This window comes from Chthonomonas calidirosea T49 (assembly GCF_000427095.1).
Lineage (GTDB): Bacteria > Armatimonadota > Chthonomonadetes > Chthonomonadales > Chthonomonadaceae > Chthonomonas > Chthonomonas calidirosea.
In genome coordinates this window covers 2413970-2440098 of record NC_021487.1, presented here as the reverse complement: position 1 = coordinate 2440098, position 26129 = coordinate 2413970, and the positions used below count along the sequence as shown (strand labels likewise).

27 protein-coding genes are annotated in these 26129 nt (G+C 56.5%); 11 read left to right on the top strand and 16 right to left on the bottom strand.

Annotated features, from left to right (window positions below):
• Window positions 1-53: 53 nt before the first annotated feature.
• From xylB to galT, 5 genes are all read left to right on the top strand, one after another.
• Window positions 54-1607 (top strand): xylulokinase, encoded by a 1554-nt coding sequence (gene xylB, locus CCALI_RS10170; RefSeq protein WP_016483400.1) that lies wholly within the window; start codon window positions 54-56, stop codon window positions 1605-1607.
• Window positions 1608-1895: 288 nt separating this feature from the next.
• On the top strand, window positions 1896-3041 hold the full coding sequence (locus CCALI_RS10165) for a trans-sulfuration enzyme family protein (protein ID WP_016483399.1): 1146 nt from the start codon (window positions 1896-1898) through the stop codon (window positions 3039-3041).
• A 20-nt stretch (window positions 3042-3061) separates the two neighbouring features.
• Window positions 3062-3991, top strand: a complete 930-nt coding sequence (locus CCALI_RS10160) for a GNAT family N-acetyltransferase (protein WP_016483398.1) — start codon at window positions 3062-3064, stop codon at window positions 3989-3991.
• A 34-nt stretch (window positions 3992-4025) separates the two neighbouring features.
• Window positions 4026-4199, top strand: a complete 174-nt coding sequence (locus CCALI_RS16185; RefSeq protein WP_016483397.1) for a hypothetical protein — start codon at window positions 4026-4028, stop codon at window positions 4197-4199.
• On the top strand, window positions 4192-5184 hold the full coding sequence (galT, locus tag CCALI_RS10155; protein WP_016483396.1) for a galactose-1-phosphate uridylyltransferase: 993 nt from the start codon (window positions 4192-4194) through the stop codon (window positions 5182-5184). Before CCALI_RS16185 ends, galT begins: the two co-directional genes overlap by 8 nt.
• Here the strand turns inward: galT and CCALI_RS10150 are convergent.
• Both CCALI_RS10150 and folP read right to left on the bottom strand, forming a co-directional pair.
• Entirely contained in the window at window positions 5173-5988 is an 816-nt protein-coding gene (locus CCALI_RS10150; RefSeq protein ID WP_016483395.1) for a 7-carboxy-7-deazaguanine synthase QueE, read from the bottom strand. The two genes, galT and CCALI_RS10150, sit on opposite strands and share 12 nt — an antisense overlap.
• The gene (gene folP, locus CCALI_RS10145) at window positions 5985-6857 is read right to left on the bottom strand and encodes a dihydropteroate synthase (protein ID WP_016483394.1); all 873 of its coding nucleotides are present in this window, start codon (window positions 6855-6857) and stop codon (window positions 5985-5987) included. Before folP ends, CCALI_RS10150 begins: the two co-directional genes overlap by 4 nt.
• Before the next feature lie 163 nt (window positions 6858-7020).
• Between folP and CCALI_RS10140 the strand changes: the two genes are divergently transcribed.
• The 4 genes from CCALI_RS10140 to CCALI_RS10125 are packed head-to-tail and all read left to right on the top strand — an operon-like array spanning window position 7021 to window position 11331.
• Window positions 7021-8202 carry an LL-diaminopimelate aminotransferase gene (locus tag CCALI_RS10140; RefSeq protein ID WP_016483393.1) on the top strand — a complete coding sequence of 394 codons (1182 nt, stop codon included), beginning with the start codon at window positions 7021-7023 and terminating at the stop codon, window positions 8200-8202.
• A gap of 22 nt (window positions 8203-8224) precedes the next feature.
• Complete coding sequence (locus tag CCALI_RS15310; protein WP_016483392.1) at window positions 8225-9007, top strand: alpha/beta hydrolase; 783 nt, start codon at window positions 8225-8227, stop codon at window positions 9005-9007.
• 5 nt (window positions 9008-9012) lie between these two features.
• The gene (locus tag CCALI_RS10130; protein ID WP_016483391.1) at window positions 9013-10176 is read left to right on the top strand and encodes a tetratricopeptide repeat protein; all 1164 of its coding nucleotides are present in this window, start codon (window positions 9013-9015) and stop codon (window positions 10174-10176) included.
• Between the two features lie 6 nt (window positions 10177-10182).
• Entirely contained in the window at window positions 10183-11331 is a 1149-nt protein-coding gene (locus tag CCALI_RS10125) for a glycosyltransferase family 2 protein (RefSeq protein WP_016483390.1), read from the top strand.
• Here CCALI_RS10125 and CCALI_RS15305 read toward each other — a convergent pair.
• The 12 genes from CCALI_RS15305 to CCALI_RS10065 form a co-directional block, all read right to left on the bottom strand.
• Window positions 11328-11909 carry a DsbA family protein gene (locus CCALI_RS15305; RefSeq protein ID WP_016483389.1) on the bottom strand — a complete coding sequence of 194 codons (582 nt, stop codon included), beginning with the start codon at window positions 11907-11909 and terminating at the stop codon, window positions 11328-11330. The two genes, CCALI_RS10125 and CCALI_RS15305, sit on opposite strands and share 4 nt — an antisense overlap.
• A gap of 89 nt (window positions 11910-11998) precedes the next feature.
• Window positions 11999-12406, bottom strand: a complete 408-nt coding sequence (locus CCALI_RS10115) for a hypothetical protein (RefSeq protein ID WP_016483388.1) — start codon at window positions 12404-12406, stop codon at window positions 11999-12001.
• A gap of 102 nt (window positions 12407-12508) precedes the next feature.
• Window positions 12509-12691 (bottom strand): type IV pilin protein, encoded by a 183-nt coding sequence (locus CCALI_RS10110; protein WP_016483387.1) that lies wholly within the window; start codon window positions 12689-12691, stop codon window positions 12509-12511.
• 1 nt (window position 12692) lies between these two features.
• Complete coding sequence (locus tag CCALI_RS10105; protein ID WP_016483386.1) at window positions 12693-13283, bottom strand: hypothetical protein; 591 nt, start codon at window positions 13281-13283, stop codon at window positions 12693-12695.
• A gap of 519 nt (window positions 13284-13802) precedes the next feature.
• Window positions 13803-13991, bottom strand: a complete 189-nt coding sequence (locus CCALI_RS10100; RefSeq protein ID WP_044949111.1) for a hypothetical protein — start codon at window positions 13989-13991, stop codon at window positions 13803-13805.
• A gap of 7 nt (window positions 13992-13998) precedes the next feature.
• Window positions 13999-14415 carry a hypothetical protein gene (locus CCALI_RS10095; RefSeq protein WP_016483385.1) on the bottom strand — a complete coding sequence of 139 codons (417 nt, stop codon included), beginning with the start codon at window positions 14413-14415 and terminating at the stop codon, window positions 13999-14001.
• A gap of 211 nt (window positions 14416-14626) precedes the next feature.
• The gene (locus CCALI_RS10090) at window positions 14627-15853 is read right to left on the bottom strand and encodes an ABC transporter permease (protein ID WP_016483384.1); all 1227 of its coding nucleotides are present in this window, start codon (window positions 15851-15853) and stop codon (window positions 14627-14629) included.
• Window positions 15854-15874: 21 nt separating this feature from the next.
• The gene (gene metG, locus CCALI_RS10085) at window positions 15875-17896 is read right to left on the bottom strand and encodes a methionine--tRNA ligase (protein ID WP_016483383.1); all 2022 of its coding nucleotides are present in this window, start codon (window positions 17894-17896) and stop codon (window positions 15875-15877) included.
• Window positions 17897-17903: 7 nt separating this feature from the next.
• Complete coding sequence (locus CCALI_RS10080; RefSeq protein WP_016483382.1) at window positions 17904-18191, bottom strand: hypothetical protein; 288 nt, start codon at window positions 18189-18191, stop codon at window positions 17904-17906.
• Window positions 18192-18260: 69 nt separating this feature from the next.
• Complete coding sequence (locus tag CCALI_RS10075) at window positions 18261-18452, bottom strand: FmdB family zinc ribbon protein (protein WP_016483381.1); 192 nt, start codon at window positions 18450-18452, stop codon at window positions 18261-18263.
• A 16-nt stretch (window positions 18453-18468) separates the two neighbouring features.
• Window positions 18469-19353 carry a PSP1 domain-containing protein gene (locus tag CCALI_RS10070; RefSeq protein WP_016483380.1) on the bottom strand — a complete coding sequence of 295 codons (885 nt, stop codon included), beginning with the start codon at window positions 19351-19353 and terminating at the stop codon, window positions 18469-18471.
• A gap of 88 nt (window positions 19354-19441) precedes the next feature.
• A complete protein-coding gene (locus CCALI_RS10065) occupies window positions 19442-22147 on the bottom strand; it encodes a glycoside hydrolase family 78 protein (RefSeq protein ID WP_016483379.1) in 2706 nt (901 codons plus the stop codon).
• Between the two features lie 267 nt (window positions 22148-22414).
• On the opposite strand from CCALI_RS10065, the gene CCALI_RS10060 reads away from it, so the two are divergent.
• Window positions 22415-22675: a hypothetical protein gene (locus CCALI_RS10060; protein ID WP_016483378.1), complete on the top strand. Its 261-nt coding sequence runs from the start codon at window positions 22415-22417 to the stop codon at window positions 22673-22675.
• Window positions 22676-22770: 95 nt separating this feature from the next.
• On the opposite strand, the gene CCALI_RS16650 is transcribed toward CCALI_RS10060, so the two are convergent.
• Window positions 22771-23661, bottom strand: a complete 891-nt coding sequence (locus tag CCALI_RS16650; RefSeq protein WP_016483377.1) for a DUF1559 family PulG-like putative transporter — start codon at window positions 23659-23661, stop codon at window positions 22771-22773.
• A gap of 276 nt (window positions 23662-23937) precedes the next feature.
• On the opposite strand from CCALI_RS16650, the gene CCALI_RS10050 reads away from it, so the two are divergent.
• Window positions 23938-24690 carry a type II secretion system protein gene (locus CCALI_RS10050; RefSeq protein ID WP_016483376.1) on the top strand — a complete coding sequence of 251 codons (753 nt, stop codon included), beginning with the start codon at window positions 23938-23940 and terminating at the stop codon, window positions 24688-24690.
• Window positions 24691-24763: 73 nt separating this feature from the next.
• Here CCALI_RS10050 and CCALI_RS10045 read toward each other — a convergent pair whose 3' ends face one another.
• Window positions 24764-25993 carry a hypothetical protein gene (locus tag CCALI_RS10045; protein ID WP_016483375.1) on the bottom strand — a complete coding sequence of 410 codons (1230 nt, stop codon included), beginning with the start codon at window positions 25991-25993 and terminating at the stop codon, window positions 24764-24766.
• Window positions 25994-26129 lie beyond the last annotated feature (136 nt).

Here is a 26129-nt window from a genome sequence, read left to right as displayed (position 1 = left end):
TGCTGCCGGCGTTCCCCAACGGCAGCATCCCATTTCTTTTTAGGAGCTATGTTATGCCCTTCCTCATCGGACTGGATATAGGAACAAGTGGCACCAAAACGATCTTGGTAGATGAGAGCGGACAGGTAAAAGCGCGCGCTACCTACGAGTACCCGCTCTCCACCCCTCACCCACTTTGGAGCGAGCAGAACCCGCACGATTGGTGGGAAGCGACCTGCGCCACGTTGCGGCGGGTGCTACACGATGCTGGAGTAGACCCCAAGGAGATAAAGGGTATTGGACTTTCGGGCCAGATGCATGGCTCCGTTTTCCTCGATGAAAACAACGCGGTCATCCGGCCCGCCATCCTCTGGAACGACCAACGCACTCAGGCCGAGTGCGACTGGATTATGCAGACGGTGGGGCGCGACAAGGTGGTAGAGCTTATATCGAATCCGGTGCTAACCGGCTTTACCGCCGGCAAGATCATCTGGCTGCGTCAGCATGAACCCCACCACTATGCAAGGGTGCGCAAGGTGCTGCTGCCAAAGGACTATGTACGATTTCGTCTTACGGGCGAATACGCCACCGAGGTCTCCGACGCCAGTGGAACGGCGCTTTTCAACGTAAGGAAACGCGCTTGGGCCGAAGAGCTGCTCGACGCCATTGCCATCCCACGTGACTGGATGCCCAAAGTGTACGAATCGCCGGAGATAACAGGGCGGATTACGGCGGAAGCCGCTGCTGCAACCGGCCTCGCAGAGGGAACACCGGTTGTCGGAGGCGGCGGCGATCAGGCAGCTGGCGCCGTGGGCAACGGCATTGTGGAGACCGGCATCGTCTCGTCTACCGTTGGCACCTCCGGGGTCGTTTTTGCCTATAGCGATGCTCCTGTTGTAGACCCTCAGCTGCGCCTTCATACCTTTTGCCACGCGGTGCCAGGAAAGTGGCATCTCATGGGTGTAATGCTTTCGGCGGGCGGCTCGCTGCAATGGTATCGCGATACCTTCTGCGAGCCGGAGCGGGCGGTGGCGCAAGCGCTAGGGCGCGATCCTTACGAGATCATCTGTGCGGAGGCGGAAAGAGCCCCTGCGGGGTGCGAGGGACTGCTGTTTTTACCCTACCTCACGGGTGAGCGAACCCCCTATTCCGACCCAAACGCCCGCGGCGTGTTCTTCGGCATCACACGCCGTTGTCATCGAGCCTATATGGCACGCGCCGTTCTGGAGGGTGTGGCCTACGGTTTACGTGACTCCTTTGAGATTTTGCGGGAGATGCAGGTGCCCATTCAACAGGTACGTGCATCGGGCGGAGGTGCACGCAGCCCTCTTTGGCGTCAGATCCAGGCCGACATCATTGGACTAGACCACGTCACTATCAACGTGGACGAAGGTCCGGCCCTGGGAGTGGCTCTTCTGGCCGGGGTGGGAACGGGGATCTACCCCTCCGTTGAGGCCGCTTGCCGAAGTGTGATTCAGGTGACGCATCGTACCCAAGTCAACCCACAGAATCAGGCCATCTACAATCGCTACTACCCGCTCTATCGCGCGCTGTACGGTCAGCTCAAGGCGAGCTTTGCCGAGGTCACCTCGATCGCAAGCACTCTCGCGGCCAACACGGCAGGTTAAAAAGCTCTCTACACCAAAACCGGCCTCTGCGCATCTGATAGCATTGTAGAGAAAAGCTTGCCTTTGAAACCGCAGCTCTGGCGATGTTTCTCCCCGCAGGAAAAGCGAGCAAGAGGCGGTAAGGGTGGGGTTATGCTGCGCGCCCAACCGTATCTTTTTGCATGGCAGCGATGAGGCGTTTGTTGAACCTAGCCTATAGAGACGATCTGGCTTTCAGGGCAGATATCCCAAATGGCAAACGCCTAAAAACAGGTAAACTTGTAGACAAAATTTGAGGAGCTGTGGTGAATGGAGTTTGCGACTCGTGCTATTCACGCGGGGCAAGAGCCAGAACAGACGACCGGTGCGGTCATTCCCCCCATCTACCCCACGACGATCTATGCTTTCGAGGAGCCTGGCGTAAGCCGCGCCGGCTATGAGTATATCCGTTATGGCAACCCAACACGTCATGCTTTAGAAACCTGTTTGGCCTCTCTAGAGGAGGCTCCAGCCGAATGCCCTGCCCTCTGCTTTAGCTCCGGCATGGCCGCCATAGATGCCGCTTTTCGACTGCTGCGCCCCAACGATCGGCTCTTGCTGGCACGTGACGTGTATGGGGGTACAACGCACCTCGCTGAGACCATTTTGCGCCCTAACGGCGTTGTGGTAGAGTACGCCGACGCCTCCAATACGGAGCTCTTCATCGAGGCCATCACCCCAGGCACCTGCATGGTCTGGCTGGAAACCCCTGCAAACCCCCTCCTACAGCTCACCGATATCGCGGCGGTGGTGCAGGCCGCACATGATGCGGGCGCCCTCGTGGCCGTAGACAACACCTTCGCCACACCCTATCTCCAAAACCCGCTCGCGCTCGGAGCCGACATCGTGATGCACTCCTCCACAAAGTACCTCGGAGGCCACTCCGACGCGTTGGGCGGCGCGCTTGTTGTGCGCGACCCCGCCTTGCGCGCTCGTCTATGGGAAATCCAAAAAGTAACCGGTGCCGTGGCCTCCCCCTTTGACTGCTGGCTAACGCTGCGCGGCATTCGCACGCTGGCCGTGCGAATGCAAACTCATTGTGAAAACGCCCTGCGCATAGCCCAATTTCTTATGGGGCATCCTCGAGTCCGCACCGTCTACTACCCGGGATTGACAGACCCAAACCAGCGCCCCCTGGTGCAGAAACAGATGCGCGGTATGGGAGGCGGCATGGTCTCTATGGAGCTAGAGGTGGCCGACGCCGAGAAGTTGCTAAAAAGCACCACGCTCTTTACTCTAGCTGGCAGCCTTGGCGGTGTGGAGAGCATCATCAGCTATCCGGCGAAGATGTCGCATGCAGCGCTGCCTGTGGAGGAACGCCGGGCACGGGGTATTAGCGACGGCCTTGTACGCCTTTCGGTAGGCCTCGAAAATGTGGAAGATCTGATCGCCGACCTTGAGCAAGCCCTTGGGTAAATCTCTCACTAGGAGCGCCTATGTCCGAATTCACCCTAAGACCCATGCGTCCAGAAGAGTGGAGCGAAGTCGCTGAGCTTATCTACGTCTCCACAAACTTTTGGTATCAAATTCATGGTCGTCCACCCATCTTTACAGGGCCGCCGGAGAGCACACAGGTCTTTTGCCGAATCTATGAAGCCCTCGATCCCGGCTGCTGCCTCGTTGCAGTAAGTCATGCCACTGGACGTATCGCCGGCTCCTGCTTCTACCATCCCCGAGAGACCCACGTCTCCTTGGGCATTATGAACGCTCATCCCAACTATTTTCGGCAAGGAGTGGCAAGTCGGCTGTTACAAGCGATCGTAGCTTTTGCGGAAAAAGCCAATAAACCGCTTCGGCTGGTCTCAAGCGCCATTAACCTCGACTCTTTCTCCCTCTATAACCGCGCCGGCTTCGTCCCGCGAACGATCTACCAAGACATGCAGATCGCCGTGCCGCCCGAAGGCATCGCCTACACCCTGCCAAAAGGCCATCGCATACGCGCCGCAACCCTTGAGGACGTCCCCGTTATGGCCGACCTAGAACGGGAGATAGCCGGGATCCGGCGCGAGAAGGACTATCGCTATTTTGTGGAGAACACCGATGGCTGCTGGCACGTCTCCGTGCTGGAGACCGAACACGGCACCATCGAAGGATTTATGACCTCTGTTGCGACACCGGCAAGCAATATGTTAGGGCCGGGTGTTGCACGTACACAAGAGCAGGCAGCGGCGCTCATCGCAGAGGAGCTAAACCAACATCGCGGGCGCAACCCCGTGGTGCTGGTTCCCTCACAAGCCGATGCGCTTGTTCATACGTTGTACGGTTGGGGTGCGCGCAACTGCGAGCTACACTTCGCCCAAATACGCGGCCCCTGGCAAGAACCCAAAGGCCTTCTCTTCCCCACCTTTCTTCCCGAGACAGGGTAGAATCTGAGCGCACCCATTTTTGCTGGAGTAGCCCATGCGAATGCAGAAGAAAGTAACCCTAAAAGAAGACGGAAGATATCTCATCTACTATCATTTTCCAGACACGGCCACACCAGAGGAGACGGCTGCCTTCGAGGCTCTGGAAGAGACTGAGGAGTCTCGAAAAGTGGAACCGGAAACAGAGGAGGAGCGCAAAGCCCGTGTCTGAACTGCGCTGGAACCCTACTTTGGAGGAGTGGGTGGTTACTGCCACCCATCGTCAGGAGCGTACCTTCTTTCCGCCTCCCGACTACAACCCGCTGGCCCCTACCAAGCCTGGCGGCTTTCCCACCGAGATACCGGCACCGACCTACGAGATCGTGGTTTTTGAAAACAAGTTTCCCTCTTTTCGCCGAACACCCCCGGAGCCGTCTGTGCCTTCTACGTCGCTCGAGCCGGTGAGGCCAGCAGAGGGAATCTGTGAAGTCGTCTGCTATACCCCGCACGCCGACAAAGAGCTGGCTCAACTTCCGGTGACCAAAGTAGAAGAGCTCATTTGGGTTTGGGCCGATCGTTTTGCCGCGCTTGGCGCCCGCGAGTTCGTGCAGTATGTGTTTATTTTTGAAAACAAAGGTCGCGAAATCGGCGTTACCCTCTCACATCCTCACGGGCAAATCTACGCTTATCCTTTTATCCCTCCCATCCCACAACGGGAGCTGAACGCGGCCAAGAAGCACTTTGAGCGCACCGGCCGAAATCTCTACGATGACATCCTTCAAGCGGAGCAAGAAGATGGAAGGCGCATCGTGGCCGCAAATCGTTCCTTTCTAGCCTTTGTGCCCTTCTACGCGCGTTATCCCTACGAGGTCCATGTGGTGGCACGCTCACCCCGTACGGCCATCACCGACTTCGATAGCTCCGAACGCGCCGATCTTGCACGCCTCCTTAAGGTGGTGATGGAGAAATATAACAATCTATGGCCGTCGAGGCCCTCCTTACCCTACATCATGGCAATGCATCAGCGGCCAACCGACGGGGGCACCTATAACTACTATCGGTTTCACATCGAGTTCTATCCGCCCTACCGAACGCCGGACAAGTTGAAATATTTAGCCGGTTCCGAGGCCGGGGCAGGGGTGTTCATCAACGACACCCACGCAGAAGACACAGGCCGCATCTTGCAGGACACCCCACCCCACCTGCTAGAGGAGTGACACCAATTTGTGCGTTTGAGGAATCACACGTACCTCGCTAAGGCGTGCGGCCGCCCGAGATTGTAGCTCTAGCAGACGGGCAGGGGAGACGCCCACCGGCTCCTGCCCGAAGGGCGTAACCGGCTGAAGGATGAAAGGAATGGAGGCATCCACCGATTCGATAAGGTCTATCGCGCGATCTAACTCATCGTCGGTGGTGCGAGGCGTGATAACCATCTTGGTGTAGACGTTCGTAGAGCGTGCCACCTCCAAAAATTGGCGATGCATCGGCCATGTCTTCTCTGGCTCCAGACCGGTTGCTGAGGGAGCCTTGATGTCCATAGACACATAATCTAACAGCGCTACGATCTGCCGGAGATGCTCCGGCAACAGGCCGTTTGTTTCCAAAAAGGTCTTCAGCCTCAGCGACCTCACCGCAGGCAACCAGGCTTTTAGGAAACGCGCCTGTAAGAGCGGTTCCCCTCCGGTGATGGCCACCGAATGATGAGGCATCTTAAGAAAACGCTGGAGCACTTGGGTAAGCTGTTCCACCTCAACAGGGTTGGGCAGCGTTTCAAAACGCCCTGTGCCCACAGGCCACTCGATACGGCAGACGGTGGGCATAGGGCTCTCTTTCAATGTTTCCGGGCTGTCACAGTAGGTGCAGCGCAGGTTGCAACCATAGGTGCGGACAAATACCTGCCGATAGCCCACCAGCAGGCCCTCTCCCTGCACGGAGGAGAAAACCTCCACAAGGCGCGCTTTGGGCAGGCGTGCCTCCGCTTCAGGGCGTGTTGTCGAAAAGGTCTTCAGCAAGTAGCTCATCCCGACCACCCTCGAACGACGGCATCGGCCATGCGCACCACGCGCACCATCGCTCTCACGTCGTGCACACGCACCACATGCGCTCCACTAGCAACGGCCAACGCCACCGTCGCCGCAGTCCCTTCCAAGCGTTCTTCTGGCGGTAGCCCCCCAAGCACCTTTCCGATAAACGACTTGCGGGAGGTACCTACAAGTAGAGGGTAGCCCAACTGATGCAGCTCCGGCAAACGGCGTAGTATCTCCAGGTTTTGAGAGGGCGTTTTGCCAAAGCCTATACCCGGGTCGATAAGGATCTTATGGGGGGCGATCCCGGCCATCTCAGCGCTCTTCACTCGTTCGCGCAAGTGATCTGCGACTTCACGCACTACATCCTCGTAATGAGGTGCCGATGGAAGGGCTGTTGGCAGCCCTGGCATATGCATAAGGCACACCCAAGCGTCGAACCGCTGTACCACCGAGGCCATCTGCGAATCGGCGCGCAGCGCACTGATGTCGTTGATCAAAACGGCACCTCGCTCCAAAACGGCTTGAGCCACCTCTGCCTTGTAGGTATCCACGGAAAGGGGCATATCCGGTAGGCGCACACGCAACGCCTCGACAACGGGAAGGATGCGCCGCAACTCCTCTTCGGCGGGCAACGGCCGGTTGGAAGCAAAGGTAGCAGGCCGCGTGGATTCGCCCCCGATGTCGAGGATATGGGCGCCAGCATCGGCCATCTCGACCGCGTGTGCCACCGCCTTTTCTAGGGTAAAGTAGCGCCCACCATCTGAAAACGAGTCGGGGGTTACGTTCAGTACCCCCATCACCAACGTACGGGCGCCACGGCGTGCCGCCTCCATATCGTCTGCCCAACGTTTTCGGGCGCTCATCGTTTTGACCTCTTCACAGTGCTCCCTACCATTCACTTCACAGAGAGTATACGCGAAGGCGTTGGAAAAATGCGAGGCACCCTACCCTCAGGGTAGGCTTTTTGGTTCTTTGGCCGCATTCGGGTAGACTAAAAGGGAATCAATATCTAAGGAGATCGTTTGCGTGATAGCTCCCGCTCGACGCTTGGAGAAGATACCACCCTATCTTTTTGGAGAGATCGCCGCCTTAAAACGAAAAGCCCTCGCGGAAGGCCGCGATCTCATTGACCTTGGCATTGGCGACCCCGATCAGCCCACGCCGGTACCGATCATCGAAGCCCTCAAACAGGCCGCACACGATCCTGTCACCCATCGCTACGACGAGACCCCCGCAGGTTGGACGCCTTTCCTACAAGCGGTGGCCACGTGGATGCGCCGTCGTTTTGGCGTAGAGATTGACCCCGACAAAGAGGCTCTACTGTTGATAGGTAGCAAGGAGGGTCTGGCACATTTGGCTTGGGCCTACCTTGACCCAGGCGATCTGGCGCTTTGCCCCGACCCGGCCTATCCGGTGCCGCGCGTCAACACGCTTCTGGCCGGCGCCGAGGCCTATGCGCTTCCCTTGTTAGAAGAGAACCAGTTTTTGCCGGATTTAGAGGCCATTCCTTCCGATGTGGCAAGACGCGCCAAGATTCTTTGGCTCAACTACCCCAATAATCCCACGTCGGCGGTGGCCTCGCTCGAATTTTTCCGCAAGGCTGTGGACTTTGCTCGACAGTACGATCTGTTGTTGGTAAACGATGCGGCCTATGTGGATGTGTACTACGAATCGCCTCCACCCTCCGTCCTGCAGGTAGAGGGCGCCAAAGAGGTGGCCATCGAGCTGCACTCCCTCTCCAAAATGTATAATATGACCGGCTGGCGCATCGGCTTTGCGGTGGGGAACCCCGATGCCGTTGGCCTGCTGAACAAACTGAAATCGAACCTCGACAGCAAGCAGTTTCCGGCCATCTCGTTGGCTGCCGCGCACGCCCTGCTGCACGTAGACAACACCCCCACGCTGAGCCTCTATAAAAAGCGGCGCGACATCCTTTGTGATGGACTGAACGCCCTTGGCTGGCGCGTTCGCAAGCCAGAAGCCACCATCTACGTGTGGGCACGCGTCCCAGAAGGGTTCACCAGCGCGGAGTTTGCCCGCTTCCTTCTTCAGGAAGCCAGCGTAAACGTTATCCCTGGAACCGGCTATGGGCAGTATGGGGAGGGCTATGTGCGTATGTCGCTTACCGTTCTCGGAGATCGAGAAGGGGAGCGCCTAAAAGAGGCTGTGGAACGCATTGGCCGCGTGCTAGGCAAAAACCATCCGTAGATAATCTCTTGAGGAAGAGACGATGCGCCACAGTTTTCAACTTTTGACACTTGCTCTGCTGACGATAGCGGCGACCAACGGCTGCGCAGCCCACTCTGGACAGACGACAAAAGCGCCCTTCGCCCCGCCACCCGCAGCCGATTCGGCACAAACCGTTACTCTGCACACAACCGACGGCTGGACGATCGTAGGCGATCTCTACGTCCCCAAAGGGCCTTCACTCGGTGCGGTTATTCTACTACACCAACGGGGAGGGCAGGCTTCCGATTGGGATGCGCTCTCCAAAGCTCTCCAAAAGGCGGGCTATGTGGCTCTGGCCATTGACCAGCGCGGGGCTGGACGCTCTACCCAAGGGCCAGGGCCGACCGGCGCCGATGCCCCTTGGGATACCTCGGGTGACATCGCCGCCGCTATCGCCTTTCTAAAAGGGAAAGGCCCCATTGGGCTGGCAGGCGCTTCCTACGGTGCCAATAACGCCCTCATCTACGCCGCCGCGCACCCTCAACAGGTGAAAGCTCTGGTGTTGCTCTCGCCCGGTGCCAACTATCATGGACTAGATGCCCTTACGCCAGCGAAGCGCTGCCTCACGCCTACCCTCATTCTCCACGATAGGGGCGACGCCATTGCCGACGATGGGCCGCAACAGATTAACGCGCTTCTGCCCGGTACAAGCCACCTGCTGAAGGTGCTGCCCGGCTCCGAGCACGGAACCGCCCTGCTCGATGAAGACGGCACCATAGGCACCATTCTCGCTTTCTACAAGGAGCATTTGGCCTCTGCCAATGGAGCTAGAGGAAAGAGATAGGCGCTATGAGGCTTCTGCTTCAGCTGTTACTTGCGTTGTTGCTGGCAACAGGCAGTATGCCGTTTCTGTTGCGCCGCCTGACCTACAAGCGACTTCACACCGGTCAGCTCCAAAAAGCGCTCAACCTGGCACGCTGGTTCTACGCCGTTAGCCCCTTCTCCGCAAGGCTGAGAGCAGAAGCAGCCTCCCTGATCGCGAGAATCTATCAGTATCTTCGTATGTTCGACCGGGCTGCACCCTATGTGGACGAAGCGTACGCTTACTACGAACGTGCGAACCCTAAACCCTCGTTTCTCTCTGAAGTGCCGTCCATAAAGATCCTGCAGCTGTTCAGGGAGAACCAGTATGAGGAAGCTGTTGCCCTCGCTGAGCGAGAGTTCGAGTTGCATCCCCATCTTAGCGAAAGCCTTACCATGCTGACAGGAGCCTCCCAAGTTTACATTGCGGTCGGCAACTTTGCCAAAGCCGAGGAACTCCTCGATAAGGTTATCGCGCTGGGGCGAACCCCCCTCGCATCTCTCTGCATCGGCGGCCTGGTGCCCGCCTACCGCTATGCGCTGATGACGAAAAGTTTGTGTCGGTATTTTCAGCACGATCTGATCCAATCTACGATGCTTGCTCATGAAGCGTGGGAGAGTTTGCGCGAGGAATCTCCCCGCCCCGAACCCGCCATCCTGCGCGCTAAAGCGCAGATACTTCGCTGTTTAGCCTGCCGTCGCCTCTTTGATGCTACCTATGCCTTCGAACAAGAGATGCATAAGAAGCTAAGCCTTCTCAATGGGTACTCTCGTGCCTTTGTTTTACGTGCGCTCGCCCTAAAAGCGCTGCTCCGAGGGGAGTTTGATCGCGCCCGCAGCCTGGCAGAGCACTCCATCATCCTTAACTTAGATCCGGACGACTACGCCGATGCCCTGCTGATTCAAGCCGGAGTCTTCGCCGCACGAGCTAACTATGCTCGCACCGTCTCGCTGTGCCATCAGATCCTCGACCAGCGGGCGAACAACCCCTTCTACAAAGAACAGGCTGAGAAACTGCTGCGCCTTGTCGCCGAAGCTGAGATGGAAGGCCGCTCCGACCCCATTTTGCCCGACACCTGGTGCTTCCCTGAATGGCTCCCCAGGAAACGCACAGTCGGCGCAGCCGACGTATGCAGTCGGAAAGAAGAGTAGAGAAACGTGCTGCCCGTGGCCTATCAGGCTTTGGTCGCCCTTCTGTTGCTCGCGTTCTGGGGGCTTAGTCGGCGCAACTTAAGGGACTATGCAAAACCCTCTGTCGCTGCCTCTCCGACCCCCACCGATCTCTACATCCTGCTGCCTGCACGCAACGAAGCTAGCCAGATAGCGGCGTGCCTTGACGGGCTGCTCGCCCAATGTTGGCCGCACTTCACGATCTGCGTGCTCGACGACGGCTCGGAGGACGATACGGCAGCCATCGTAAGCGCCTATGCCCAACGCGACTCTCGCGTGAAACTGCTGGTTGGCCGACCGCTGCCCAGCGGTTGGGCTGGCAAGGTGTGGGCTTGTCACCAACTTTCGCAACACGCTCTAGCCCATGGGGCACAGTGGCTGCTCTTTCTCGATGCGGATACGCGCGCCGCTCCAGAGTTTGTGGGCGCCCTCCTCAGCTATGCGCAACAGAATCGGGCGGGCATGGTCTCCACCTTTCCTCATCAAGAGATCGGTTCGTTTTGGGAGCTGGTCGCCATGCCTATGCTCCATTTTCTTGTGCTCACTTTCTTGCCCATTCGCGCGATTTGGGAAAACCCACGCCCCCAATTTGTTGCCGCCTGCGGGCAGGTAGAGCTGTTTTCGGCGGAGGCCTACCGTGCCTGTGGCGGGCACGCTGCCATTCCTTACTCGTTTCACGATGGTCTGCAGTTGGCGCGGCGCGTGAAGGCGGCCGGATACACCGTTCGTCTTTGCGATGCAAGCCATCTCATCTCTTGCCGAATGTACCGGGGTGGTCGCGCTCTGTGGAGTGGGTTCACCCGCAACGCCTACGAAGGCCTAGGCAGCTTTTCCGCTTTGCTGATCTTCACGGGTTTGCAACTGAGCCTCTTCTTGCTGCCATTTCTCTTTCTTCTCGACGCTGCCGTGCAGGCAACAACGCAACGCTTTTTCCCGGTGTGGGGCGCGTTGGTCTGTCTGCAAGTGGGGTTGATTCTCTCGCTGCGGTGGATGCAGGCCGCTCGGTTTGGCCATAGAAGAGCAGTTTGGCTACACCCGCTCTCCCTACTACTGCTGGTTGCGGTGCAGTGGGCCTCGTGGTGGCGCCATGTGCGCCGCCAACCCATCCGCTGGCGAGGAAGGGAGTACACAACTTAGAGGTAGGTTTCGGCCTGTTGGGGCACGGTGAGGCTGAGCACACGGCCGTCTGGCAAGCAGAGCAGAAACGTGGGAGTGTGGTTTAGTTTAAGACGATTGGTCGCTGCGATATCCTCGGCCAAAAGCTTTTTAGCCCTGGGGTCTATCTTCTGCGAAAGTTTGGCCAGCGTCTGCTCGAGAGGCTGTTGATAGAGCAGAGCGTGTACCTGCCAAAAGCGACCTTGAAGACGTGCGGTCTCGGCCACAAGGGCAGCCCGATAGGCCAAAGGGTGAATCTCCGTCAGCGGAAACTGGCGAAACTGGAACCGCAGTCTATCCGCATGGCTGCGACAGAGCCGCTCTACTTGAGCATACATATAGCGACAGGCGGGACACTCATAGTCGCCGAACTCCACCAGCGTGAAGGGCGCCCTGGGATTGCCCAGTACTGGAGCTTTTGGATCGAAGACATCGGTCGCTGAAACCGGAAGAGGCTTGGGCGGCGGAAACGCCGTTTGTGCCTTGAAATGCAGCCAGACCAACACCAGCAGGCACTCTAAAGCGCCGATACTTAGCAATATCTTATCTCGCTTCTGCATCCTTTGTCCTCATTGGCATCGAAATGAAATAGTGCTATATAGGCACTCAAAAGCTAAACAAGGTTTGGCGCAGGAAGGCGCTATCTGCCCTATCTTCCTCCGCTTTCCGACGACCCGCTCCCCTTCACTATTGGATTTTTCTGCTGCTTTAAAAGCTCATCCCACAGTACGCACTTTACATGCGAGTCCGCATATAACACGCCAGCGCGTGCCGATGGGTCGGGGCCTGGAGGCAGATGCGTCTGGTTATGAAACGGCTCACGATCCCAAAATAGCGGTTGGCTCGCCGGCGCAGCAAAGCTCGAAAGCGTCTGACCCTCTAATGCATCCTTATCGTCGTACTCATAGCTTGAGCCCCTATCCTGATAAAACGTCGGAGCATGGCCGCCTTCGGCCTGCAAGATCGCATCAATATGGTCTGCAGGGCAGTGCCACTGTGCATCCACAACCCCATAGCTCTTCAGCAACGTCTTAATGGAGGGGAGCTGTTTCACCAAACCATCCAGCGCCTCGTTGTTGGTGGGGTTTGCCGATTGCCCGTTAGGGGCGTAGTGCTCACAGCTGAGCGCAAGAGGCAGATGGCTATCCCAATCCGCCGCCTAGATGGCGGTGGCTTTGCCAATTTGGCTGAGGTTAGCAAGGCAGGTGGCCACGTAAGCCCGCTGTCTTGCCGCCGAATAGACCGGATAGATGACGGCCGCAAGAACCGCTAGGATGGCGATAACCACCAGTAGCTCTACTAACGTGAACGCGCGCCTCGCTCTCTTCTGCATTGGCTTCATTTCACTGTTCTCCTTGCCAGTGGAGTTGAGACCAAAGCCCTCTATTCTTGAAAGAGCGGATTTCAAAAGGCAACATGCTCGGCGGACAGATTTTCAATGCGTTGAGCGCCGCGGTTTTCCATTCGGGAGCTCCCAGCTTGTACAGGTCAACTGCAAAGAGGGGCAACAGCGCAGCTGACCCATGAAACGCCTCTGTAGCGCCTTGTGGGTCGGTTGTGAAATCTGGGACCGTGGAAGGAAGTTGGTTATAGAGCTGACGCACCATCCGCAATGCCTCCGCCTTGCGCTCCGGAGGAATGTAGGCATAATCCAATACACTAACGACCTCCACTCGCGTATTGGGGTTTTTGGAATAGCAATAGCGTTCGAGATCACTCCAGTCCTGCGGGCTCAATTGGTGTGTCGCAAAGACTTTGCCTAGCAAGTTCATCTCACGTTTGAAAGTAGCCACATCCTCATGAGCAGCTCGAGCGGCTCTCACGTAAGGGTCGTTATCCTCTTGATGTTTGTGCCATACCACATAAGCAATGACCAGAGCACAGCAAAACCCTGAGACCAGGGCTACTATCCATAATAGTTTGTTCTCTTTCATTGAAGTCATTCCTCACATTCTTTTGTTACACTTTTGGCACATTCCTATCTCCAAAAGAGGAGTAGGAATGTGCCAACATTACTCCCTTAAGAGCTTGGCCCAGGAGTGGGGTTCGGAGGCGGAGTTGGTGTAGGCGGAGGAAAGAGAGGTGGATATGTCCCTGAATTGCATTGCCAAGCACAGAAGGCCTTACTACAGAATGGCGAACCACTTCCTGTGCAACCGACAATACAGCAATTCGCATTATGGCAGGCAGTGCAGTCAACACCTGCTGCCTGGCAGCACTGAATGGCTCCAGGTGGTAATTAAGCGCCACCATTGGCGAGCACGATCGCTTGGATGCCTAGCAGCAGCCCGAACAGAAAGTACTTTGCAAACGTACGTTCCATAAGTGGAAACCTCCTTTACCGCGTTGGCACCGCTGACACGATGCCATTTCCTGAATGGGTTGGAAGTGCCTGTTTGCGCGCTTCCATTCAATATAAACCCATTTCATCGGCAAAATGGGACGGGTATTTTTCAAGCTATCCCAGTCGCTTCCCCCCCCCGTACTTGGTGACGGAGAGATATGTAGGAGAAGGCCTCCGCTTTACTTAAGCCTTGGCGTTCCAACACACGTCTCAGCTGCTGCAGCGCCCGCTGATAGGCTTTCCGCACGGCATCGGGGCTGCTGCCAATGCCGCACTTGTGCCCTTCGGCGCTCTGCACGATCTCCTCAAAAGAGTAGCCCTCGATGAGATGTTTTCGAAATCAGATGGCGCTGCGAAGCGGTAAGCACGGCCAGCCCCCCTTCCAGGCGCTGCCAAAGCTCCAAAAGCAGGGCATGGGCGGCGCTATCGTCTTCGACCACCATAGACTCGGCGCACGCTATCTGCTCCTCCACCAGCCTCTTCTGCTGATCTCTGTGCCAATTTAGGAAAAAGCGTCGGAGGGCACGATGCCGATAGCGCTCCTCCTGCAGGTGCAACAGCAGGTGCCGGCGGCGCAACAGCTTCTCGATAAAGCTAGCGGCGCAATCTTGTGCGTCGTCCAAGCAGAGGCCACACCGCACGCAGTAGCCAATCGCCTCCTTGCTACATGCTTGAAGCAGGATCTCCTCCTCAACCGTCCAAGAACGCTCCCTTCTTGCCATCTCTCTTCTCCTGCACACTAGGAGAGAATGACTCCCGCAGTCGTTCCCCCCTCGGTCGGAAAGACGCCTACGGCGTACAACGCATCACTCTATGGACATGTTATAGGGACATTTTACAGGAAAGCAGCAACGCTGTCAATACTTTTTTTAAAGAGTAGAAAACGGATTTTATGCAACAGTCTTGAACGTTGTGCGGGGTTTTTCGCGCTCTTTAATCGTATTGGAAGCGCAGGAGGGCAAAGACGAAGAAGATGACTCCAAAGCCGGCAAGAATGGCCATGGGCATGGCGGCCACCGAGAACGGCAAATGGCGTAAAAGGAGATCGTCATAGGCATCTAAGGCCCAAGCATGAGGGGTAATATAGCTGAGCTGCTGCACAAAGTGCGGCAGTAGCTCTCGTGGAATAAGGCAGCCCGAGAGAAACCCCATCACCAAGAGGGCGAGCGTGGTAAGGCCTTGAATCTGCTCTTGCGTTCGCCCAATCGCCGCGATCAGCAGGCCAAGCCCCACGGCGGCAAAAAGGCAGAGGGCGATGATCAATAGCTGGCCTAAAAACGCGGCGCCAATGGAGAAGTTCAAAAACGCCTTGCCCAACTCCATGAGCATAGCCACCTGAACCGCACCTACCACAACACGGGCGAGCATTTTGCCCACAAGAATCTGCCCAGGAGAGATGGGGGCGCAGCGCATGCGGCGCAACGTGCCCTCCTGACGCTCCTGGATGAGCGTTACGGCCACACTGTTGGCCATAAAGAAGATGAAGTAGATGATGAGCCCCGGCATCACCTGATCGCCTGGGCTGGGCGCCGCTACCCCCTTCTTATCTGCCCTGTCGTGCACTAACAAAGCCACCGGAGGTTGCTGGTTTTGCCGCTCCAGCATCCTTTGAGCAAAGTTGCGATAGAGAGGAGGAACCTTCTGCACGACCGCCTGCTGAATGAGAGGCGCCAACGTGCGCTGAACAGCGCCTTCGATGGAGGCTTTCGTTAACGATTCGAACTGAGTCTGAGCCGGATCGATATAGACCAAGAGAGGCACAGAGAGCGCATCTTGGCCTAGAACCGCATGCTCGGCCCACCCCTTCAGCAGCGTTGTGAAGTTGGAGGGGATGACCAGCCCAGCCGGATATTCGCCGGTCAACACGGCGTTTCTCAGTTGACCGATGCTCTTGGCCGGAACCACTTGCAACCCCATCTGGTGAAGGGCGGCGAGAAAAGTTTTAGAGCTATTCCCCTCATCGTTGTTCACCGCCAAAATCCGAAGAGAGATACCTGCCCCACCTTGTCGGCCTGCTTTGGAGTAGATAAGCCCAAAGATGAATGCAAAAATGAGGGGCAATCCAAAGATAAAGACCACGGCCGTGCGGTCTCGAAACAGGATGCGCAGATCTTTGCGCATAACCCACCAAAAGGCGAAGCGAGCCGCTTTGTGGGGCACGTTGAGGGGCCTCCCTTCGGTCTAGCGCACCCGCGTGCCGTTAGGAACGGGTTGATCGGGCTGAAGCAGCACAGCCCGTCCCTCCACATCGGCCGCCAGCAGCATGCCTTGCGACTCGATGCCGCGCATGCGCCGCGGCTGCAGGTTGGCCACGATCACCACTTGGCGTCCTACAAGCTCCTCTGGCTTATAGAACTCTGCGATGCCAGCCAGAATGGTGCGCACATCCTTTTCGGAGAGCAGAACGGTAAGGCGCAGGAGTTTGGTGGTGTTGGGAACCGGCTCGGCGGCCAGCACCTCGCCCACCACCAGCTGCACCCGCTGAAACTCTTCGATGGAGATATTGGAGGTAGCAGGTGCGATCTCTTCGGGAGGGACGGGCGCGCCCACCGGCCGCGCTTGGGTCTCGGCATCTTCGGGAGGTGTCATAAGCGTTTGGATATCCTTTTCGGAAAGATTAAGATTTTGCATGCGAGGGAAGAGCGGCTGAGGCGTCTTTACCTGCCAGGTGTTGCCTGCGGCCCCCCAGTTCAGCGCCTGAGAGCCAGAGGCCGACACCGAAGCAAGACCCATCTGATCCAGCAGCCGCTCCGATGCGACGGGCATGAAAGGAGAGAGGAGCAGCGCGCTAAAACGAGTGGCTTCCAGGCAGGTACCCAGCACCGTGCGCAGCTGAGCGGCTGCAGCCGCATCGCCCGATTCGGCGGCCTTTGCAAGCGACCAAGGTGCTTTCTCATCCAGGTATTTGTTCATACGCCCCACCAGGCGAAACACGGCTTCAAGCGCCCCATTAAGCCGAAACTCGGCCATCGCCCTATGATAATCATCGCGTACCGCTTCGGCAAGCGCGCCGATCTCCGGGTCGAGCTCCACATTCTTCAGAACACCACCGGTATAGCGATTCACCATATTTAAGGTGCGATTCAGCAGATTGCCCAGGTCGTTGGCGAGATCGGTGTTGAAGCGACGCAAAAAGCTTTCCACACTGAACTCGGTGTCAAGTCCAAAGTTCATCTCGCGACAAAGCAGGTAGCGCTGTGCATCCGCAGCTAGGTCAAAGTCTATGCCGGCACGCTCCGCCAAAAAGCGGCTGAACGATGTGGGGTGCGGAAGCCCTCCGGTGGATTTTCCCGCCTTTTCTCCGGGCTTCAGCCCTGGAATGGTCCAGAAGCCGTGCGCATAGACCTGTTTGGGCAGAGGAAGACCTACGGCCATCAGCATGGCAGGCCAGAGGGTGGCGTGAAACCGCACGAAAATCTCCTTGCCCATGAAGTGCAGATCCGCCGGCCAGCGGGTTTGCCAGACAGGATCATCCGGCCAACCGATACCCGAAAGGTAGCTGATAAGGGCGTCGAACCAGACGTAGATGACCTTGCTTTCATCCTCGGGGAAGGGGATGCCCCAACCTCGATTGGCGCGCGTAATGCAGATATCGCGCAGGCCCTCCTCGATAAAGCGGATCACCTCGTTGCGGCGAAAGTCCGGCAGCAAGAATTCGGGGTGAGCGTGGATATGCTCTAAAAGCTTGTCGGCAAATGCGGAGAGGCGAAAAAAGTAGTTCTCCTCTTTTACTCGTATCACCGGCTTACCGGTCTCTTTAGCGATGCCGTTTTCCACATCGCTATCACGATAGAAGGTTTCATCACTAACGCTGTACCACCCCTCATAGATATCTTTGTAGACATAGCCCCGCTCGCGCAGCCGTCGAAAGAACTCCTGCACAGCGCGGAGGTGCCGCGGTTCGGTGGTGCGAATAAAGCCATCGGCGGCGATATGCAGCTCGCGCCAGCTTTTTTGGAAGGCTGCCGAGAGCCGGTCTACAAAAAGCAGGGTATCCACGTGAGCCTTTTCGGCGGCCTCTTGAATTTTAGTGCCGTTCTCGTCGGTTCCTGTTAAGAGGAAGGCCGGCTGACCGCACAGCCTTTGGTAACGCGCAATGGCATCGCAGGCCACCGTTGTTAGCGCTGTGCCGATATGCGGTTGGCCGTTCACATAGTAGATGGGCGTTGTCACGTAGTAGGTTGTTTTCGCAGAAACCGTCATCGTGTTTCTAGCTCTCTTCCTCCTCGGTTGCAGAGTCCTCTCCTGAGGTCAGGGAGGCAATTCGCACGCGTGCCTCCGCGGCTTGCTCGGCGGGCACGTACAACGTGAGGGGCGCGAGGTCGGCCACGGAGGCATGAAGTGCCCCTAGCACAGGGTTCACCCCATCGGAGGGGAGCAATACGGCGAAGCCTTCCGCTGCCAGCGTGGCGCGAAGGGCTAGTGCCTCCTCTACGTTCGAGGCCTCGTAGACGGCTACGAACGCACTCTGCTGTTGTTCAGGTTGGTTTTCGGACATCTCTTTCTTTACTCAATGTTTCTGTAGCTATTAGCGATCTCGACAGCCGCACGCGGCCGGATTCAGGCTTCACCCTCCGCCGCCGGCGAACGCCGAAAGCCCTGCCGTCTCGTTTGTCGTGGTTGGAGCCGTCACCGAGAGCAGGCGAACGGTGCGCTGAGAGCCACAATGTTTGCATACTACCTCCTCACACGCATTGGCAGGGCGCAACACTTTAAAGTTTTCGTTGCAGTCCTTGCAGTGAAACTCGTAGATAGGCATCTGTAGCTCCTATAAATTACTCTTCCGATAGGTTCTCCTCGGCTAGCTCCTCTCGCATGCGCTCGAGCTGGCAACCGCGACACTCGGAGCACCGAGTCGTTTTTTCTATACGCAGCTCTGTGGCAGGGAACTCCATTTCTGCCCCACTCTCTAACAGCTGCACGATAGCCGTCTCTTTTAAGAGGTTCAGCTCCACCACCTTGCCCTGGCCGCGTGGCGACATCACCAGCTGCCCGATAGGCGGCAGATGCTCGCGCGCCTCCACATAGGTCTCATGCTCATAGCGCAAGCAGCACATCAGTTTACCGCATATGCCGGAAAACTTAACCGGATTGAGAAACAGACTTTGGTCTTTCGCCATCTTCATGGAGATGGAGGCGAACTCGGTGAGAAACGTGGCACAGCAGAGCGTTCTCCCACAAGGGCCGATGCCCCCCAGCATCTTCGTCTCATCGCGCGCACCCACCTGATAGAGCATCACACGAACTTTAAGACGAGCCACAAGGTCGCGCACCAGGTCCCGAAAATCTACCCGGGTTTCTGAGGAAAAGTAGAAGGTAAGCTGCTCCCCATCGAAAGTGTACTCCGCATACAGCGCCTTCATGGGGAGCTCGTGCCGTTGAATTCCCTCCTTAAACAGGGCGAGATCCGCTTGTGCCTTCTGACGTAGCTCGCGCTCCCGCTGCAGATCGGCCGCTTCGGCACGGCGTAGAACACGCTGCAACGGCGCCTGCAGATCATCTTCCGGTACATCTTGAGGGCCGATGCGCACAACGCCTAGCGCCAGCCCTCGCGACGTCTCGACGATCACCTGATCGCCCTCTTTGAGCTCGATGCCGTTGGCCTCGAACCAATAGGATTTTGCCACTCGCTTAAAAGCCACACCAACACAAAGGGGCATCTGTACAGTCCTCAAGGTTTGCATGTTTCAAGAAGGGCATGGTTTTCAACGCCGACGCACCTTCCGCCCTCCAACGCGCAGGGCGTTTTTATTTGTCCACGGGAGATCGGGTTGGTTCGGTCGAACTCCACGGTGCAAGAAAACGGTATTGGCCCGAATCGAGATGGAGGACGACGCCATCCGATGTCATCTCCAGCAGCTTCACCCCCAGACTTTCCGAGAGAGGCCTATCGGCTTCCAACACATCGGCATCGGATTGGACCGGGAGAATCGCTGTCGCCGTGGTGTTCGTGGGAACCTCCACCTCCCATAGCAACCGTCCGTCTTCGATACGCCAGGCGCTACGAACCAAACCACACACCGTCCTAAGAGAGGCTTCGGCATGGGTAAGCCCACCTCCCGGCCTCGGCGCCAACCGAATATGACGATAGCCCGGTGATTTTGGGTCGAGATCGATTCCGGCCACAACCTGATACAGCCACGCCCCTACGGCGCCGTAGGCATAGTGGTTAAATGAGTTCATGGCAGGGTCTTGAAACCCTTTCTCCTCCGTCCAACTATCCCAACGCTCCCATACCGTGGTCGCTCCTTTCGTCACCGGGTAGAGCCAAGAAGGCCAGGTGCGCTGTAGCAGCAACCTATAGGCCACATCGAGATAGCCCTCCCGCGTCAGCACATGGAGAAGATAGGGAGTGCCGACAAAGCCGGTAGAAAGATGATAACCACGCGCACGAATATCGTGAACGAGCGCTTTCGCGACGGCAGCCCTTACGGATTCAGGAACGAGATCGAACTCCAAAGCGAGGACACAGGCCGTCTGTGTACCGCTTACCAAAAGCCCATCAGGCGTAAGAAAACGCCTCTGAAAGGCGCTCCGAATCGTTTCGTACAGCTGCCGATAGCGTTTCTCATCCTCCTCCTTTCCCAGCACTTTAGCGATCTCGGCCATGAGGGAGGCATCGTACGCGTAGAAAGCGGTGCCGATAAGGTCTAAGGGGGTCTCAGCATTTGTGGAGAGCCAATCACCAAAGCCCCGAAAGCCACTATACTCTGGGTGGCAGCGAATGCCATTGATGGCAGTCTTCTCCAAGTAGGCCATGAAACGCGCCATACTGGCGTAGCGGCCTTCTAATATCCGCTTATCGCCGTAGCAGAGATAGAGAGTCCAAGGACAGATGATGATGGCATCGGCCCACGCTGGTCCACCATCCGTGCCCACCATGGCGGGACAAGGGTTCGGGCAAACAGGAGGAATGGCCCCCTCTTCATTTTGCGAATCCTCCACTGTTTGCAGCCAGCGCGCGAAAAAGCTTTCGATGTCGTGAACAAAGGCACCGGTGCGCACGAACACCTGGGCGTCGCCCGTCCAACCCAATCGTTCATCGCGTTGGGGGCAGTCGGTAGGGATATCCACGGAGTTGCCCTTATGTCCCCACACAATGTTGTGCTGGAGTTGGTTCAGCAGGGGTTCGGAGCAGGAGAACGTACCCGTTAGCGGCATATCAGTGTGGAGCACTATGCCCGTGATGAGGTCTTTGCTCGGCTTTTCCGTTAGGCCGGTTACCTCCACATAACGAAAGCCATGAAAAGTGAAGAGAGGCTCGTAAATCTCCTCGTCACCTCCGCGCAGCACATAGGTGTCGGTCTGTTTGGCAGTGCGCAGATTTTCGGTGTACAGGCTTCCGTCTGGCTTAAGCATTTCACCGTAGCGCAGTCGAATCGTGGTGCCAGGATCGCCCTTCACCTTAAGGCGCACACGGCCCACCATGTTTTGCCCTAGATCGAATATCCAGGCGGGCATGGGCCAGTTTGAGACCTGCCGCGGCTCTTCGATGGGCGATAGCTCCTCCTTCCGTCGCACGGGAGGCCCTATGCGCGCGCAAAGCGGAGCCGGCCACGGCGCAAAGACCTGCACCGGTTTCCAACCCTCTGCAGCGAATCCTGGGCAGTTCCAGCCGGGCATCTCAAGGCGAGCGTTGTACGTCTCCCCCATAAGAAGGTCAGCTTCTAGTAACGGGCCGGTGGAAAACTGCCAAGTGGAATCGGTGGGAATATACTGGGTTTCGCCATTCTCATAGAGAATAACAAGCTGCGCCAAGAGGCGCGGTGCCTCCCCATAGATCTGCCGGCCCCACCAAGCGACATGCCCACAGAACCACCCATCGCCGAGAATAACCCCTATCGCGTTGGTGCCGACGTGGAGTTGCTGAGTTACATCGTACACAAAATACTCCACGCGCTTCCTATACTCTGTCCATCCTGGAGCGAGGACGACATCACCCACAGGTTGGCCGTTGATGCTGGCATCATAGAGACCAAGGGCCGTAATGTAAAGACGCGCCTGCCGAATGGAGCGTCCGATGGTGAACTCCTTGCGGAGATAGGGGCAGGGCACACCGGCGCGACGTCCTCCTACGATGGGGGCACCAATCCACTCAGCCTTCCAGTCATCTGGCGTTAAAAGCCCCATCTCCCACCAGGCCGGCTCTGCCCACTCAGAGGGTTGTCCTTGCTCATCCCACACACGTACGCTCCACCAGGCGCGTTGCATGGAGCGCAGAGGCTTTCCCTCATAGGGAATGTGAAACGTATGCTCTGACTCGACTTTGCCGCTCTCCCACAGGTCGGCCTCGCCGGCAAGAAGTGTTTCGCGGGAGGTAGCAACACGAATGGCATAGGCGGTTTGGCGCGCCCCGCGTCGTTCCTCACGAAGCTCCCAACTAAGGCGTGGCTGCAGCACATCAATCCCCAACGGGTTTGAAAGATATTCACATCGCAAGTTTTCTATGATCATGGAGTTAAGAGCTCTCTCCTACGAGACCTGTTTTTTCGTGCAGAGAAGTTCTCCTCTTGAAGGCGTTTCTCCTGCAAACCGTTCTCCGCACCCTAGGAAAAGCTGAAATCTAGAGGACAGGTTCCCAACCTGCCCCCACAAAAACTAGCATTTCCACCGATAAGTGGAGGGCTTCAATCTGCCGTTAATCTCTCTGTCAATAACCTAAGTGCTCTTGAGGGCCAGAGGTCCGACGAAGGAGGGATGGCCTCTAGGGAGGTTACAAAAATGATAGGAATTTTAGAAGCAAAAGCGCTAGTGGGAAAAACTTGCGAACTCGAGTGGAAAGACAGGCTCGGTAATGTACATAGAGCAACTTCATTGATCTACGATGCTACTTTTGTCCCTTTGTATGGAGGCTATCTGATTACAGCCCAAGAGGATATCCGTTTAGACCGTCTCATCAGCGTTCGCGTTGTAGAAGCCGAACCTACTGGCGCCTCATTAACCGCTTCCTCCTCCATAAACACGCAAAATGCGGCCGCCTGAGGTGGAATAAAGGGTGAAGAGGATGAGCATACAGCTCTCCTCTTCACCTAAGGAAAGAGGTGTGAAAGGAACTACCTCTAAGTTTGCGCGTTTTGCTAGCGCGTATAGTCGGGGCTGTCGGCCTCTGGATAGGTGTAGATTCCCATGTGCTGGTACTCCCACATAACCTGGCCCTGTGTTTTTGGAGTTCCATCTGGGTTTAAGAAGGGAGGGTCTTTGAACCACTTCACATGACCATCGCAGAAGATCCAGTTACGTCCCAGCGCATGCCGCTTCCCTTTAGGCCATCGTCCTTGCCCTGCAGCATCGTTATCATATCCAGGAGCTATGTACCAACCAGCAAAAATGACACCGTTTGATAGAAGCCTCGACCCCACATCTGTTGCGAAAAATACATTGGAGGGGCAGTGGTAGTAGGCGAGCGAATACATCTTCCCTCCGCGATATCCAGACGGGTTCAAGGTGGGATCGTAAGCCGAACTCAAAAAGTAATTTCCTGCATAAGACAGAGGGAAAGAGCGCAGGAAGGCGTTAACATCCTTTCTCATTCCTGGATAAGAGTTTGGCATATGAACTGCCAGTAATTGAGCTTCATAGCAGTAAGAATAGTACTTGTTGAATCCACCCTTATCCGGGTCGCTAGGACAACTAAATATCTGCCAATTCTTGATGTAGGGAGCTGTAGCGATGGGAAAAGAGAAAACTCCACTGAAGTACTGGTCTCCTAGAGGATAGATGCCATTGGCGTTGGGAGTAGGGCTGCTACAGGGGCCTTGCCAGCCCGTTTCAGGCGGAGTTTCATCGTAGTCCTGAGCATACATAAACACGGCCGTGCTGATCTGCCTGAGGTTGGAGATGCAGGTTGCTTTTCTTGCTGCCTCTCTTGCCTGGGCAAAAACAGGAAACAGAATGGCTGCTAGTATAGCGATTATCGCTATAACGACGAGAAGCTCAATAAGTGTAAAAGCCTTTCTCAAACATTTCATGGTTTGTTTCTCCTTATCGACTTCGCCATAGTAAGTCCTGTATTCTTTGTAAGTCTCTATAGAGCTTACAATCCATCCTACAGCTATGCCGATTAAGGATAGGTTAAAACTATTAAGCTCATTTCATCCTGCCTCTTCTAAGCTGTTTTAGCAGGCTATCTGGTCTTGCCCAACCTCTGCTCCGTTATGGGTATTGCGCTAGCTGACTTTTTGTGTTAGAATAGAATTCAGCGGATGAATCACAAAAGAACAGCTTAACTGCCTACTACAGGACGCATGAAAGCGCGCATTCTGGATCAAAAGTTTCGGTTTTCTACGCTTCGTCGAAAAGCCCGCCAACCATCGGGCTTTACGCTGATGGAGCTGCTCTTTGTCATGGCCGTTCTTGCAGTGCTGAGTGCCGTGCTTCTACCTGTTTTTCTCTCCGGGAGACGCTCGGCACAAAAGGCGGCCTGCCTTCAGAATCTTCACCAAATCGGCATCGCCCTCGCGCTTTACGTCCAAGACTACGACGAAGCGTTTCCTGCCTACACCGTAGACCCACAGGTCCGAGCGCACCCAGACGACCTCCTCACCTGGCATAACAGTTTCTGTCGTGCGGAAGACCTCCAACCTTCTCAGGTATCATGGGCCTCCCTGGCACTCCCCTATGCCCTCAGCAGCCTATATGGCACGTCAACTCAGGGCGACTCCCCCCTCTTCTGCCCGGCAGATACCGATCGCAAGGCGCGTCCTGTAACCTCCTACGAGTTCAAGATGTTCCTTTCCGAGGGCGTTCACATCAACGATGTGGAGTATCCTGCCGACACGGCCATGGTGTGGGAACAGTGGGACTATCATGATCCGGGGCACTACTCGGAGTACGACTCGCGCGCTCACCTTAACACAGTATTTGTGGATGGACATGCAAAAAGCGTCTGGTTGGTGGACACTACAAGCGCGCGCTACGGCAACGGTCCCGACCTCCACTGGCCCTTTGTAGGGCAAGGTAAAAGCGCCCCCTACACCGACCACGACACGTTACCGTGAAACCGCCGTTTCACGATGCCTAGCTTCTCTCTCCTTATTGCCCCACGCACAAGTTGATGACTTTCTTTTACCCTTAAAGCGGCGCAGCGACAATACGATAGAGATGCACATCGTAGGGCTGAAAGCTATCTTCGAATTTGCCATTAACCACCGAGATACTTCGATTTTCACCCAATACCTCTGCGGTCGCTTTTGCAGGTAGGCTCTTTACATCAAAAGCGCCCTTCGTAGCTCCATTGCGCATGGCAACTGCAAAAAGGTAGGTTGCGCCCTGATAGCGCTTTACCATGATATCAATAGGCACTTGAGCAGAGGATGAGACCACCGTGGCCGCTTTCTCTATGGTAGGGCTATTCAAAACAGGGGCGAGACGATGAATCTGTTGATTGATCTGGGTTACTGCAGCCAGCATGGAGGGGTCGTCGAGGAGCGCATGCTCATCGAAGGTCGGTTCGAACTGATGTACAAAGTAGATAAGCCCTCGCGAGCCGTGAATGAGAGCCATCCACACCTCCGCACGGACCTCGTGCGGCGTCGCTTTCTTTGCCCCACGGATCCGTGTGCATTCGACGCAGTTCCAAACCACCTTTTGTCCCTTCGACCAACGAACCAACCGTTCAACGCCTTTGGCCACATACCACAGATAGTTCTCGCCGTCTGGCCTGTCTAACCCCGCCACCGGATAGACGTCAAAGGAGACGATGTCGCAACCTTTTACGTAGGTTTCATAGTCCGATAGTTTGGCCCCCGGCCCTCGGCCATACCAAGCGTCGTTGGCGACTCCTTGCCCCAAATTTAGCAGGATAGGGCGGGTGGGGTCTGCAGCACGAAACCTTTGGTACTCGGCGACAATGCGCTCCGGGGGCACACAAGGCCCCCAGCTCTGTTTTCCCGTATTTGGGTCTTCCACCGGCTGCGCGTTGTCCGGCTCGTCCTCGTGCATCCAGCCAACGATGATCGGATCGTTTCGGTGTGCGAGCCCCACCGCGTTCTGCTCACAGATGACCGGCATATGGGCCGCTTTGAGTGCAGCAAGCTGCTCTTCAGTAGGGCCTTGCCAAAGCCCTACGTAGAGGTTAAAACCGGCCGCTTTGTACTTTAGGGCGTTTTCAGGGGACTGTAGCCAAACCGCGATCGGGAAATAGTCCGGCGTTGCAGGAGGGCCATACTTCCATTGAGCATAGGGTGCCCGACCCGTTGCCAGAGGGCCAGTGGCCACAGCCAATGGGGTAGGCCGCTTCCCTACAAGCCCTAGCAGAAGGGAAACGCCTAGCCCAATGAGGCCCAGATACCTGAAACGCATTTTGAAGCTTCCCCTTTCGTTGAGTCCACTAGGGTAAAGTTATGTACACAAAAAGCGTATAGACTCTTGAATGCGACGCACCGCAGACAACACGACACGAGCGGACAGCACTTGCGTGTGGTATACTAGCATACCC

Excerpts from the sequence above, each read along its gene's own strand:
- xylB (WP_016483400.1), top strand. The coding sequence starts at position 54 with ATGCCCTTCCTCATCGGACTGGATATAGGAACAAGTGGCACCAAAACG.
- CCALI_RS10165 (WP_016483399.1), top strand. The coding sequence starts at position 1,896 with ATGGAGTTTGCGACTCGTGCTATTCACGCGGGGCAAGAGCCAGAACAG.
- CCALI_RS10160 (WP_016483398.1), top strand. The coding sequence starts at position 3,062 with ATGTCCGAATTCACCCTAAGACCCATGCGTCCAGAAGAGTGGAGCGAA.
- CCALI_RS16185 (WP_016483397.1), top strand. The coding sequence starts at position 4,026 with ATGCGAATGCAGAAGAAAGTAACCCTAAAAGAAGACGGAAGATATCTC.
- CCALI_RS10150 (WP_016483395.1), bottom strand. The coding sequence starts at position 5,988 with ATGAGCTACTTGCTGAAGACCTTTTCGACAACACGCCCTGAAGCGGAG.
- folP (WP_016483394.1), bottom strand. The coding sequence starts at position 6,857 with ATGAGCGCCCGAAAACGTTGGGCAGACGATATGGAGGCGGCACGCCGT.
- CCALI_RS15310 (WP_016483392.1), top strand. The coding sequence starts at position 8,225 with ATGCGCCACAGTTTTCAACTTTTGACACTTGCTCTGCTGACGATAGCG.
- CCALI_RS10130 (WP_016483391.1), top strand. The coding sequence starts at position 9,013 with ATGAGGCTTCTGCTTCAGCTGTTACTTGCGTTGTTGCTGGCAACAGGC.
- CCALI_RS15305 (WP_016483389.1), bottom strand. The coding sequence starts at position 11,909 with ATGCAGAAGCGAGATAAGATATTGCTAAGTATCGGCGCTTTAGAGTGC.
- CCALI_RS10110 (WP_016483387.1), bottom strand. The coding sequence starts at position 12,691 with ATGAAGCCAATGCAGAAGAGAGCGAGGCGCGCGTTCACGTTAGTAGAG.
- CCALI_RS10105 (WP_016483386.1), bottom strand. The coding sequence starts at position 13,283 with ATGAAAGAGAACAAACTATTATGGATAGTAGCCCTGGTCTCAGGGTTT.
- CCALI_RS10095 (WP_016483385.1), bottom strand. The coding sequence starts at position 14,415 with ATGGCAAGAAGGGAGCGTTCTTGGACGGTTGAGGAGGAGATCCTGCTT.
- metG (WP_016483383.1), bottom strand. The coding sequence starts at position 17,896 with ATGACGGTTTCTGCGAAAACAACCTACTACGTGACAACGCCCATCTAC.
- CCALI_RS10080 (WP_016483382.1), bottom strand. The coding sequence starts at position 18,191 with ATGTCCGAAAACCAACCTGAACAACAGCAGAGTGCGTTCGTAGCCGTC.
- CCALI_RS10075 (WP_016483381.1), bottom strand. The coding sequence starts at position 18,452 with ATGCCTATCTACGAGTTTCACTGCAAGGACTGCAACGAAAACTTTAAA.
- CCALI_RS10070 (WP_016483380.1), bottom strand. The coding sequence starts at position 19,353 with ATGCCCCTTTGTGTTGGTGTGGCTTTTAAGCGAGTGGCAAAATCCTAT.
- CCALI_RS10065 (WP_016483379.1), bottom strand. The coding sequence starts at position 22,147 with ATGATCATAGAAAACTTGCGATGTGAATATCTTTCAAACCCGTTGGGG.
- CCALI_RS10060 (WP_016483378.1), top strand. The coding sequence starts at position 22,415 with ATGATAGGAATTTTAGAAGCAAAAGCGCTAGTGGGAAAAACTTGCGAA.
- CCALI_RS16650 (WP_016483377.1), bottom strand. The coding sequence starts at position 23,661 with ATGAAATGTTTGAGAAAGGCTTTTACACTTATTGAGCTTCTCGTCGTT.
- CCALI_RS10050 (WP_016483376.1), top strand. The coding sequence starts at position 23,938 with ATGAAAGCGCGCATTCTGGATCAAAAGTTTCGGTTTTCTACGCTTCGT.
- CCALI_RS10045 (WP_016483375.1), bottom strand. The coding sequence starts at position 25,993 with ATGCGTTTCAGGTATCTGGGCCTCATTGGGCTAGGCGTTTCCCTTCTG.